Consider the following 11,868-nt stretch of genomic DNA (forward strand, 5'->3'; position numbering starts at 1 on the left):
TATCCGACGCCGGTCGGGTGCTATCCGCTAACTGACAGCCCCTCTTTTGGCGCGCCGGCCGGACCGGCGCCCTCGGCGCGCAGCCGCCAGCCGTGGGCGCGCTCGCGCTCCCGCCAGAACGCGGCGTACCTGCCGTCCTGGGCGAGCAGCTCGGCATGGGGTCCGCACTCGACCACCCGGCCGCCGTCGAGGACGGCGATCTGGTCGGCCCGGGTGATCGTGTCCAGCCGGTGGGCGATGACCAGGATGGTGCGCCGGACGGCGAGCTCCGCCAGCGCGGCGTGCACGGCGGCCTCGTTCTCGGCGTCGAGCGAGGCGGTCGCCTCGTCCAGGAGCACGACCGGGGCGTCCTTGCACAACGCCCGGGCGATCGCGACGCGCTGGCGCTCACCGCCCGACAGCAGCCGGCCGCCCTCGCCGACCCGGCTGGCCCAGCCGTCCGGGAGCCGGGCGACGACCGAGTCCACCCGCGCCCGCCGGGCCGCGTCACGGACCTGCTCCGCGGTGGCGTCCGGATTGCCGAACCGGATGTTGTCCTCGATGGTCGCGTCGAGCAGGTAGACGTCCTGGAAGACGAGCGCGATGTGGTCGAGCAGGTCGGCGCTGGTCAGCTCCCGGACGTCGACGCCGCCGACCCGGACCGAGCCGGCGGTGACGTCGTAGAACCGGGCGATCAGCTTGGTGACGGTGGTCTTGCCCGCCCCGGAGGCACCGACGAGGGCGGTCGTGCGGCCGGCCGGGATCGTCAGCGTCAGCCCGGTGAGCACGTCGGGGCCGCCGGGGTAGCCGAAGTGGGCGTCGGTGATCTCGATCCCGCTGTGGGCGATCACCCCGCCGGTCGCGGGCTCGGGGAGCGGCTCGACCGCCAGCAGCTCGGCGATCCGCTGGGCCGAGGCCTGGCAGGACCGCAGCGCGGAGCCGAGGTCGACGAGCGTGTCGAGCGGGCGCAGCAGGCTGATGCCGAGGACGACGAGCGCGACCATCCGGCCCGGGCCGAGCTGGTGGTGTGTGGCCAGGGCCAGCCCGGTGAGCAGCAGCGCGGTGAAGGTCAGGTGGATGCCGAGCTGGCCGAGATACTGGCCCGGCAGAGCCCCGAGGACGTCGCGCCGGGTCGCCCGGTACTGCCCGGCCAGCGCCTCGTCGAGGTCCGCCCGGCCGGCGGCGGCGTGGCCGGCGGCCCGCAGCGTGGGCTGGGCCCCGGCGAACTCGACCAGCCGGGCGCCGGCCTCGGTGGTCGCCGCGTGCTGCGCGGCCTCGAGGCGTTCGGTGACGCGGCGCCCGACCGTGACCGCGACGAGCACCACCGGGACGGCGAGCAGCGCCGCGAGCCCGATCCGCCAGTCGTAGCCGAGCAGGAACACCCCGAGCGTGACCGGGGTCAGGACCGCGCCGATCAGCGCCTGTGCGAGGAACACGGTGGTCGCGACCCGGGTCACGTCACCGATGACCAGCTGCGGGACCTCGCCGGCCCGCGGCCCGTCGAACCAGCCCAGCGGCAGCGTCAGCAGCCGGTCGCCGAGGCGGGCGTAGAGGGCGCGCCGCCAGGCCGACGAGCACCGCAGCGCCCGCGAGCCGAGGTAGTAGTGCGCGAACCAGCCCGCGACCGCCGTGGCGGTCAGCGGGACGAGCCAGCGTCCCGCGGTGGCGGTGTGGCCGGCGAACAGCGCGGTCAGCAGCGGGACGAGCACCCCGAAGGCGACGCCCTCGCTGACGGCGTAGCCCGCCGACGCGGCCAGGTAGCGGCCGAGCGGCCGGCGCTGGTCGGCCGCCACCAGGGCACGCAGGTGACCCGTCACGACCGGCCTCCGTTCTGGGCCTGCCACAGCTGGGCGTAGCGCCCGCCGGCGGCGAGCAGGTCCTCGTGGCGGCCGCGTTCGACGATTCGCCCCTCGTCCAGGACGAGGATCTGGTCGGCCTCGGTGATCGTGTAGAGGCGGTGCGCGATGACGAGCAGGGTCCGGCCGGCGGCCAGCTCGGCGAGCGCGTCCTGGACGGCGGCCTCCGAGTCGGGGTCGGCGAACGCGGTGGCCTCGTCGAGGAGCACGACCGGCGTCTCGGCCAGCAGCGTCCTGGCGATGGCGACCCGCTGTTCCTCCCCGCCGGACAGGTGGGCGTCCTCGCCGGCCACCGAGTCGTATCCCCGAGGGAGGGTGCGGACCCGGTCGTCGATGCTGGCGGCGCGGGCCGCCGCGTGTACCGCGGCCTCGGTCGCTGCGGGGACGGCCAGCGCGATGTTGGCGCGGATCGAGCGGCGCAGCAGGACCACGTCCTGGAGCAGGAACCCCACGTGGCGGTACAGGTCGTCCCGATCGAGGTCGCGCAGGTCGACGCCACCGAGGCGGATCGCCCCGGAGGTGACGTCGGCGAAGCGGGCCACCAGCATGGCGAGCGTCGACTTCCCGGCACCGGACGGCCCGACCAGCGCGGTCACGGCGCCCGGCCGCAGCGTCGCGTTGACACCGCGCAGCGCCTCTTGGCCGCCCGCATAGCTGAAGTGGACGTCGTCGAGCCGCACCGTCAGCGGCGTGCCCACCGTGGCGGCCCGCTCCGGCGCGACGGCCGGCTGCGGGGGCTCGCGCAGCAGCTCGGCGATGCGGTGGGCCGCGCCGCGGGCCCGCTGGTGCTGGTCGTGGGCGAGGTAGAGCGGGGTGAGCTGCTCGAACAGCCCGACCCCGAGCAGCGCGAAGGCCACCAGGTCGACCGGGTCGGTCCACCCGGCGGCGACGAGCCCGACGCCGACGGCGGTGACGACGAACACCACGGTCGCCGGAGCCACGGTCGCCCGGGCCACCCCGCGGGGCCGGACGAAGATGAGCTGGGCCTGCTCGTCGGCGTCGGCGTACTCGGCGGCGGCCGCGCGCAGCCGGGCCGCGCCCCGGCCGCCGGCGTAGGCCTTGACGACGCTGATGCCGCGCACGGTCTCCAGCACGGCGGCGGTCAGCTCGGCGCCGGCCGCGGCGATCCGGTCGACCTGCGCGCGGGCCCGGGCCGCGAGCCGCATCCGGATCGCCTGGGCCAGTCCGACCAGCGCGACCGTGACCAGCGCGAGCGGCCAGTCGACCCAGAGCAGGTAGCCGACGACGACCACCGGGCCGGCGACCGCCTCGGCCAGGTCTCCCCTGGCGTGCGCGACGGCGTGGTGCAGCGTCGCGACGTCGTCCTGCACGGTGGCGCGCACCCGGGCCGAGACGCCGGCGGCGAACCAGCTCAGGGGCAGCGCGCTGAGCTGGTCGGTCAGCCGGCGGCGCAGCAGGTAGGCGAGGTCGGCGTCGGCGAGGTGGGCCAGCAGGCTCGCCCCGGCGTACAGCGCGAACCGCGCCACCAGCAGGCCGACCGCCAGCCACGCCAGCGGCCACACCGGCCGCGCCGGCTCGGCCAGCAGCCGGCGGGCGATCTCGACCAGCACGACCACTGGCGTGACCGCGAGCACCGTGGCCAGGCCCTGCAGGCCGGCCGCCACCGTGATCCGGGCCAGGACCGGCCGCTGCAACGCGGCCAGGTCGGCCCGGGACGTGTCGACGGTCATGAGGCGGTCTCGGCGGCGTCGAGGCGGGGCTCCGGCGCTGGCCCCTGCGCAGGCGTCTGGGCGGTCGCGGTCCGGCGGGCGGCCGGGATGACCAGCGGCGTGCCCGACTCGGGATCGGTGATGACGCGGCAGCGCAGCCCGAAGACCCGCTCGACCAGGTCGGCCGTGACGATCTCGGACGGGTGGCCCTCGGCGACGATCCGTCCGTCCTGCATGGCGATCAGGTGCGTCGCGTAGCGGCAGGCCTGGTTGAGGTCGTGCAGGACGAGCACGAGCGTGTGCCCCCTGGACTGGTGCAGGTCGGCGCACAGGTCGAGAACGTCGACCTGGTGGGCGATGTCGAGGAAGGTCGTGGGCTCGTCCAGCAGCATGATCGGGGTCTGCTGGGCCAGCGCCATGGCGAGCCAGGCCCGCTGGCGCTGGCCGCCGGAGAGCTCGTCGACGTAGGCGTCGGCCAGGTCGGTGATCCCGGTGGCGGCCATCGCGTCCACCACGGCGAGCTCGTCCGCCGCCGACCACTGCCGCAACAGCCCCTGGTGCGGGTAGCGGCCCCGGCCGACCAGGTCGGCGACCGTGATGCCGTCCGGGGCGATCGGGCCCTGCGGCAGCAGGCCGAGACGCCGGGCGATCTCCTTGGACGGCAGCGACCGGATGTGCTTGCCGTCCAGCAGGACCAGCCCGGCCCGTGGCGTCAGCATCCGGGCGAGCCCGCGCAGCAGGGTCGACTTGCCGCAGCCGTTGGCGCCGACGATGACCGTGAAGGACCGGTCCGGGATCGTGACGTCCAGGTCGTGCACGATGCTGCGCTGGTCGTAGCCCAGCTCCAGGCGCTCGGCGCGTAGCCGGCTCATGGCCTCTTGTCCTTCATCGTCTCCTTCATCCACACGTCCGTCAGCCACGTCCCTGGCGCCACTCCCGGCTGAGCAGCCAGGCGAGGTAGAGGCCGCCGACGACGCCGGTGGCGACGCCGACCGGAAGCTGGGTCGGCGCGAAGGCCCGTTGCGCCGCGAGATCACTCGCCGTCAGCAGCAGGGCCCCGGTCAGCGCGGACGGGATGATGTTCGGCCCGGGCAGCTTCGTCAGCCGCCGGGTGATCTGCGGCGCGGCCAGCGCGACGAACACAATCGGTCCCGCGCAGGCGGTGGCGGCCGCGCTCAGCCCTACCCCGACGACGACCGAGGCAGCCCTCGCCCGCTCGGCGTGGACGCCCAGGGCCCGGGCGGTGTCGTCGCCGAGCTCCAGCATCCGCAGGTCGCGGCCGAGCCAGCTGGCCAGCGGCAGCAGCACGGCGACCGCGAGGGCGACCGGGCGGACGTGCTCCCAGCCGCGGCCGTTGAGGCTGCCGGTCAGCCAGACGGCCGCCGACTGGGCGTCGTTGATGCTGGCCCTGGTCAGCAGGAAGTCGTTGACCGAGGAGAGCATGGCCGCGATGCCGATCCCGACCAGGATGAGCCGGTAGCCCTGGACCCCGCGCTTCATCGCCAGCAGGTACACCAGCAGCGCCGTGGCCACGCCGCCGACGACGGCCCCGGCGGCGACCTGGGCCATCGTCCCGTGCACCACCAGGATGACCAGCAGCGCCCCGGTCGCCGCGCCGGTGTCGAAGCCGATGATGTCCGGGGAGCCGAGCGGGTTGCGCGACAGGCTCTGGAACATCGCGCCGCCGACCCCGAGCGCCGCGCCGACCAGCACGCCGGTCAGCAGCCGGGGCAGCCGCAGGGTGATCACGATGAAGTGCGTCGAGCTGTCGCCGCCGCCGAGCAGGGCGCGGACCACGTCGGGCAGCGGGATGTGGTAGTCGCCCGTGGTCAGTGCGACGCAGCCCACGGCGACGATGAGCCCGACCAGCGCGGCCCCGACCACGCAGGACCGGACCGGGACCAGCAGCGACACCCGCCCCCGTGGCATGCCGACGACCCGGGCCCGGCCGTGGGCGGCGCGTCCCGGCGCGCGGACGTCGACGACGCTGCTGCTCACAGCGCGGCCAGACGTCGGCGGCGGGCGAGCAACACAAGTACGGGCGCGCCGACGAAGGCCGTCACGATGCCGGCCTCGATCTCGCCGGGACGGGCGACGACCCGGCCGACGATGTCGGCGGCCAGCAGCAGCATCGGCGCGAGGACCATCGAGTAGGGCAGCACCCAGCGCTGGTCCGGGCCGGTGATGGCGCGGGCCACGTGCGGGACGGTCAGCCCGACGAAGCCGATCGGGCCGGCCGCGGCGGTGGCGGCCCCGCACAGCAGGGTCGTCGCGCTGATCCCGAGGACCCTGGTCCGGCCCAGGTGGACGCCCAGCGCCCGGCCGGCCTCGTCGCCGAGCGCGATCGCGTTCAGCGGCCGGGCGAGCCCGAGCGCGAGCACGGCACCGGCCAGCAGGAACGGCCCCGTCTGCCAGACGACCGCGAGGTTGCGCCCGGCCAACCCGCCGACCGCCCAGAACCGGTAGCCGTCGAACGTCGCCGGGTTGGTCAGGGCGAGCCCCCAGACGAGCGCGATCAGCACCGCGCTCACGGCCGCGCCCGCGAGTGCCAGCCGGACCGGGGTGGCCGTCGAGCGGCCCCGCGCGCCCAGTAGGTAGACGGCGACCGCGGCGATCGCGGCCCCGGCCAGCGCGAACCAGACGTAGGCCGCCGGCGAGTGCAGCCCGAGGGCGCCGATGGCGACGACCACGGCCGCTGACGCGCCGGCGTTCACGCCGAGCAGGCCCGGGTCGGCGAGCGGGTTGCGGGTCAGCGCCTGCATCACGGCCCCGGCGAGCCCCAGCCCGGCGCCGACCGTGAGCCCGAGCAGCGTGCGGGGCACCCGCAGGGTCCGGATGATCACCCCGTCGCCCGAGCCGTCGTAGTGGAACAGCTCGTGGACGACGGTGCCCAGCGGGATGGGTTTCGCGCCGACGGCCAGGCTCGCCATCGCGACGAACGCGAGCACGGCGACCGCGGCGGCGAGGCCCGTGACCCGCGCTCCGGTCCGGCCGCCGCGCCGGACCGGCGCCGCCGGTGCGGCCGGCCGAGGCCGGTCGATGACGTCCACGCGGCTAGCTTCGGCAGGCCATCGAGCGCACCAGCTCGCCGGCCCGCACGGCGACGTTCGACAGCAGGGTCGAGGAGATGCCGTGGGAGTGCTCGGTCGCCCCGAGCACATACAGGTCGGCCTGGACGTCGGGGGTCGTCGCCATCCGGTAGTCGCGGTCCAGCGCTGGCTTCCCGGCCGCGTCGTCCAGGCAGTACCCGGACATGGCGCCGAGCAGCTGGCGCGGGTCCCGGGACCTGTACCCGGTGGCGAAGACGATGACGTCCGCCTCGACGGTCTCCCGCTTGCCGGTCGGCAGGAACTCGACGTCAACGGCGACGCCGGCCTCGATCGGGCGCAGCTCGGCGATCCGGGACGCCCGCATGATCCGCAGCCGTTCCCGGCCCTGCACCTTCTCCTGGTAGACCCGGCGGTAGAGCTCGTCGATGAGGTCGATGTCGACCACCGAGTAGTTGGTCGACCGGTGGTAGCCGTTGAGCAGGTCCTTCACCGCCGGCGGCGACGCGTAGAAGTCGTCCACGGCGGTCGGGTCGAAGATCTGGTTCGCGAACGCGCTGTTGTCGGCCGGGCTGTAGCCATACCGGGAGAACAGCGCGACGACCTCCGCGCGCGGGTACCGGGTGTGCAGGAACTCGGTGACCTCGGCCGCGCTCTGGCCGGCGCCGACGACGACGAACCGGTCGCGCGCCATCGAGGGCAGCCGCTCGACCCGGCCGAGCAGGTCATGGTTGTGCCAGACCCGCTCGGACTGCTCGATGCCCGGCGGCAGCACCGGCTCCAGCCCGGCGGCGATGACGACGCCCCGGGCCCGGCGCACGACCGTCTCCCCGGTCTCGCCCCGCACGGCGACGACGTCGACCATCGTGACCTCGCCGTCGACCAGGACGGGCCGGATGTCGACGACCCGCGTGTCGTACTCGACGAGGCCGTCGACCCGGCGGGCCGCCCATTCCAGATAGTCGTGGAACTCGGCCCGCAGCGGGAACATGGTCTTGTGGTTGATGAAGTCGACCAGGCGGTTGCGGTCGTGCAGGAATGACAGATAGCTGAAATCACTGGCCGGATTGCGCAGGGTCACCAGGTCCTTCAGGTAGGACACCTGCATCGTGGCCCCGTCGAGGAGCATGCCGCGGTGCCAGCCGAACCGCGGCTGGCGCTCCAGAAACGAAATCGTCAGGGCCGCCTCCGGCGGAACCTGCGCGTTGTGCTCCGTCGCCGCTATGGCCAGTGCCAGATTCGATGGACCGAATCCAATTCCGACGATGTCCAGAATGCCGATGTCCGTGGACGCCGGACCTCTCACCACGCCAGATCCTCCGGTCCGTGGGCGCCGCCCTTTCCCGTCGGTAACGAGAAGCGTACGCAAGATCTACTAAGGGAAACCTTACCTATATTCGGGGCGGCCTCGCGGGGTGTCAAGCCCGTGTCGTCGGCGGCTGCCGGGGCGCCCCGACCTGGCAGCCCTAGGGGTTGGCGGCGCCCGGGGCGTAAGTTAACCTATCCTTAGCATATAGACACATCGTGACACTCGGGACACATGATGTAGTTGACGGTTGCCCCGGCCGGATGGGTTGACGATCCACTTGAACTTAGGTTAGGAATACCTAACTTCTTCGGGTAGGTAGTCGCCGCCCGCTGTCGCCGAGCGTGCGGGCCGCGGGCTCACCCCGTCGCGAGCCCTGTCGGGTGCGCGGGTCGTCGGACGACACGGGCACGATCCGTCAGGACGGTGCTGGGTTGAACAGCTCGACGGGCAGCCGGCTGTTGCGAACGCAACTGCGCAGGCGGCGGGGGGACCTCACGCTCGGCGCGGCCGCCACCGTCGTCCAGCAGACCGCGATGCTCGCCCTCCCGTGGTGCGTCCAGCGCGCCCTCGACCGCGGCGTCACCGCGCACTCGGTGCGCGGCACGCTGACCTGGGCTGTCCCGACGGCGCTGGTCGCCGTGGTGTTCATGCTCGGCGGTGTCGGCGGGCTGCGCTGGTCGGGCCGGGCCGCGAACCGGGTCTCGCACGCGCTGCGGGCCGCGCTGGTCGAGCGGGTCGCGGCCTTCGACCGCCCGGCGCTGGCCCGGTACGGGCACGGCGACCTGGCCACCAGGGCCACCCGGGACGTCGACCTGATCCGGCTGTGGGTGCAGAGCCTCGCCATCTGGGTGCGGATCGTGGTCACGATCGTGCTGGTGCTGCCCGCCTTCGCCCTGCTGGAGTGGCCGCTGCTGGTCGTCGGGGTGGCCACGATCCCGCTGGTCGCGCTGGCCAACGCCTACTTCCCCAGCCGGTTCGACGCCGCGAACGAAAAGCTCTCCACGGCGTTCGCGGACCGGGCCGACGCCGTCGAGGACCTGCTGTCGGCCAGCGCAGCGGTGCGTGGGCTCGGCGGCGAGGCGACCCTCGTGCGTCGCCACCACGAGCGCAGCGCCACCGTCACCGACCACACGATGACCGCCGCGCGGATCTCCGCGTCGTGGTCGGCCGTTCCGCCGGCCGTGCCCAGGCTCGCGATCGCGGCCGGCCTCGCGATCGGGGGGCTGGCCGTCCTGCACGGCGGCCTCACCGTCGGCGGCCTGGTCGCCTTCACCTCCTGGATGACCACGCTGACCCTGGCCGTCACGATCGCCGTCGACCTGCTCTCCCAGCGCGGCCAGGCGCTGGTCGCCGCCGGGCGCATCGCCGAGATCCTCGACACCCCCGGCACCGACGACGACCCCGCCGACGCGGAGAACCCGCCGCCGGACGCGGCGTTGGTGGCCGCCGGGGTGACGGCCAGGCACGACGGGCGCCTGGTGCTCGGCCCGGTCGACCTGAGCGTCGGTCCCGGCGAGTTCGTCGCCGTGACCGGCCCGACCGGCAGCGGCAAGACCACGCTGGCCCGGCTGCTGTGCCGGCTGGAGGACCCGGCGACCGGCTCGGTCAGCCTGGGCGGCGTCGACCTGCGGCGGGTCTCCCGGATCGAGCTGGCCAACCGGGTCGGCCTGGTGCCGCAGCGGCCGCTGATCCTGGCCGGCACGGTCGCGGACAACCTGCGGGTCGGGCGAGAGCTCGGCCTGGACGAGCTGCGGGAGGCGTGCGCCGTCGCCGCCGTCGACGAGTTCGTCGACAGCCTGCCCGACGGCTACGACACCGAGCTCGGCGAACGCGGGGCGAGCGTCTCCGGCGGCCAGGCGCAGCGGCTGGCTCTGGCCCGGGGCCTGGTCGGCCGCCCGGACGTGCTGATCCTCGACGACGTCACGGCGGCCGTCGACGCGGAGACCGAGGCCACGATCCTGCGGCGGCTGCGGGCCTGGGCACCCGGGACCGCGCTGCTGGTGATCTCGCACCGGCCGAGCGTGCTGGCCGCGGCCGACCGCGTGCTGCGGCTGGAGCCACCAGGCTCTCCCGCGGTGGCGGCCGGGCCGGCCCCGCGATCCGCGCCGGACGAACAGACGACGGACGAACAGACGACGGACGAACAGACGACCGATGAGCAGATCGTCCGGGTGGGTGGCGGCAATGGCTGAGATCCGGGAACTGGCCGAGGATCCGTCGACCGCGCGGGTGTTCCGCCGTTTCTGGCCCTACCTGCGGCCACACCGGGCGATCTTCGCCGCGGCACTGCTGGCGAACGTGGCCAGCTCGGCGGCCGTGGTCGGGATCGCGCCCGCGATCGGCCTCGGGGTCGACGCGGTCACGGATGGCGACGAGCGTCGGCTCTGGTGGGCGGTCGCGCTGATGGCCGGGCTCGTGCTGGCCCGGATGGTGCTGCTGCGCTCGTCGGAGGTACTGCTCTCGGCGGCCGGCGAGCGGACGATCCGCGGGCTGCGCGACCTTGTCGTCGACCGGCTCGCCCGCGCGCCGCTGCGGTTCATCGAGGCCCACCGCACCGGCGACCTGCTGCGCCGGTCGACCGGTGAGATCTCCGACCTGACCCTCTTCCTGCGCGACCAGCTGCCCAACCTGCTCGGCTTCGGCCTGACCGTGGCCCTCACGACGGCGTTGTTGCTGGCCTACTCGTGGCTGCTCGCGCTGCTGCTGCTCGCGCTGTTCATGCCGGTCGCGATCGTGGTCGTGGCCTGGTTCACCCGGGGCGCGCCGCGGGCGTTCGGGCGCCAGGCCGCGGCGGACGCCACGATGACCGCGACCTTCACCGAGACGCTCAACGCGCACGAGGCGCTGGTCGCGCCAGGCCGTCCACAGGAGTGGGTCCGCCGTTTCCAGGGCGACAACGACGAGCTGCTCCGCGCGGCCGACCGGACGATCGCCGTCCAGAGCCGGCTGGAGCTGTTCGGGATGATCGAGGGCCTGGCCACCGCCGCGCTGCTGCTGCTGAGCGTCTGGCTGGTGCGGGCCGGTCAGCTCAGCGTCGGCACGGTCGTCGTGTTCGTGGTCGCGACCCGCAACCTGTTCGAGAGCATGCTGACGCTGTCCGGCCTGGCCGGCCAGGCGCAGCTCGCCCGGACGGGGCTGGCCCGGCTGACGGACCTGCTCGACGCGCTGGCCCCGGCCGGCCGCGCCCCAGCCGAGCTGCTGACGGGGACCGAACTGCCGGCCCGGGGGGATCTGGTCGCCGACGGGCTGAGCTTCGGCTACGCCGAGGGCGCGGACGTGCTGCGCGACGTCTCGGTGACCTTCCCGTCCGGCGACCGGGCCGGCCTGGTCGGCGTCACCGGGTCGGGCAAGACCACCTTGGCGAAGCTGCTCACCGGGCTCTACCAGCCAGACGTGGGAACGGTGCGCTACGGCGGCGTCGACCTGCGCCTAGCGGACCCGGACCAGATCAGGGCCCGCATCGTGCTCATCCCGCAGCAGGTGCACATCATCACCGGCACGCTGGCCGAGAACCTGGCCCTCGCGCCGGGGGAGCCGGACCGGGCGGCGATGGAGCGCGCGGTCGAGCTGCTCGGCCTGGGCGACTGGACGGCCCGGCTCGGCGGCCTGGACGCGGACGTCGGCACGCGCGGCTCCCGGCTGTCCGCCGGCGAACGGCAGATCGTCGGCCTGCTGCGGGCCGCGCTCGTCGACCCGCCGGTGCTGCTGCTCGACGAGGCGACCGCCGACCTGGATCCGGACGCCGCTCGGCGGCTGGAAACAGCGGTGGAAAGGCTTCGGCCGGGCCGAACCCTGGTCGTCATCGCGCATCGGCCCACCACGATCGAACGCCTACCGCGGATCGTCCGGGTCGAAAGCGGCCGCCTGAACTGACCCCCACCCCCGGCGTCGAAATGGGGCAAGCCCGGCGACGCATTAGGGGTAGACAACCATGTGCGTTTTAGGTAAACCTTACTTGCCTAAAGTAAGGCAGACCTAAGTAGACGGCTGAGATCCAAGGAGACGGC

At 74.1% G+C, this 11,868-nt stretch carries 8 protein-coding genes and 1 pseudogene; 3 read left to right on the forward strand and 6 right to left on the reverse strand.

Features of this window, described 5'->3' with window-relative positions; genetic code table 11:
* Positions 1–20 precede the first annotated feature (20 nt).
* The 6 genes from I6A60_RS23495 to I6A60_RS23520 are packed head-to-tail and all read right to left on the reverse strand — an operon-like array spanning position 21 to position 7,861.
* Positions 21–1,796, reverse strand: coding sequence for an ABC transporter ATP-binding protein (locus I6A60_RS23495; protein WP_203022574.1), 1,776 nt, complete (start codon positions 1,794–1,796; stop codon positions 21–23).
* Complete coding sequence (locus I6A60_RS23500; protein WP_203055694.1) at positions 1,793–3,526, reverse strand: ABC transporter ATP-binding protein; 1,734 nt, start codon at positions 3,524–3,526, stop codon at positions 1,793–1,795. Before I6A60_RS23500 ends, I6A60_RS23495 begins: the two co-directional genes overlap by 4 nt.
* Complete coding sequence (locus I6A60_RS23505; RefSeq protein WP_203022576.1) at positions 3,523–4,377, reverse strand: ABC transporter ATP-binding protein; 855 nt, start codon at positions 4,375–4,377, stop codon at positions 3,523–3,525. The genes I6A60_RS23500 and I6A60_RS23505 overlap by 4 nt, the downstream gene beginning before the upstream one ends.
* A 40-nt stretch (positions 4,378–4,417) precedes the next feature.
* Positions 4,418–5,503 carry an iron chelate uptake ABC transporter family permease subunit gene (locus I6A60_RS23510; RefSeq protein WP_203022577.1) on the reverse strand — a complete coding sequence of 362 codons (1,086 nt, stop codon included), beginning with the start codon at positions 5,501–5,503 and terminating at the stop codon, positions 4,418–4,420.
* Positions 5,500–6,555, reverse strand: coding sequence for an iron ABC transporter permease (locus tag I6A60_RS23515; protein WP_203022578.1), 1,056 nt, complete (start codon positions 6,553–6,555; stop codon positions 5,500–5,502). The genes I6A60_RS23510 and I6A60_RS23515 overlap by 4 nt, the downstream gene beginning before the upstream one ends.
* A 4-nt stretch (positions 6,556–6,559) precedes the next feature.
* The gene (locus I6A60_RS23520) at positions 6,560–7,861 is read right to left on the reverse strand and encodes a lysine N(6)-hydroxylase/L-ornithine N(5)-oxygenase family protein (RefSeq protein ID WP_203022579.1); all 1,302 of its coding nucleotides are present in this window, start codon (positions 7,859–7,861) and stop codon (positions 6,560–6,562) included.
* Positions 7,862–8,292: 431 nt separating this feature from the next.
* Here I6A60_RS23520 and I6A60_RS23525 point away from each other — a divergent pair, with 431 nt between their 5' ends.
* The 3 genes and pseudogenes from I6A60_RS23525 to I6A60_RS44150 all read left to right on the forward strand — a co-directional run bounded on the left by I6A60_RS23525 (position 8,293) and on the right by I6A60_RS44150 (position 11,734).
* A complete protein-coding gene (locus I6A60_RS23525) occupies positions 8,293–10,053 on the forward strand; it encodes an ABC transporter ATP-binding protein (RefSeq protein ID WP_203022580.1) in 1,761 nt (586 codons plus the stop codon).
* A pseudogene (locus I6A60_RS44145) lies at positions 10,046–10,927 on the forward strand (ABC transporter transmembrane domain-containing protein); the annotation flags it as partial. The gene I6A60_RS23525 and the pseudogene I6A60_RS44145, both read left to right, overlap by 8 nt.
* Before the next feature lie 18 nt (positions 10,928–10,945).
* A complete protein-coding gene (locus I6A60_RS44150) occupies positions 10,946–11,734 on the forward strand; it encodes an ATP-binding cassette domain-containing protein (RefSeq protein WP_374487262.1) in 789 nt (262 codons plus the stop codon).
* Positions 11,735–11,868 lie beyond the last annotated feature (134 nt).

This window comes from Frankia sp. AgB1.9, assembly GCF_016786355.1.
GTDB lineage: Bacteria > Actinomycetota > Actinomycetes > Frankiales > Frankiaceae > Pseudofrankia.

Excerpts from the sequence above, each read along its gene's own strand:
- I6A60_RS23500 (WP_203055694.1), bottom strand. The coding sequence starts at position 3,526 with ATGACCGTCGACACGTCCCGGGCCGACCTGGCCGCGTTGCAGCGGCCG.
- I6A60_RS23505 (WP_203022576.1), bottom strand. The coding sequence starts at position 4,377 with ATGAGCCGGCTACGCGCCGAGCGCCTGGAGCTGGGCTACGACCAGCGC.
- I6A60_RS44150 (WP_374487262.1), top strand. The coding sequence starts at position 10,946 with ATGCTGACGCTGTCCGGCCTGGCCGGCCAGGCGCAGCTCGCCCGGACG.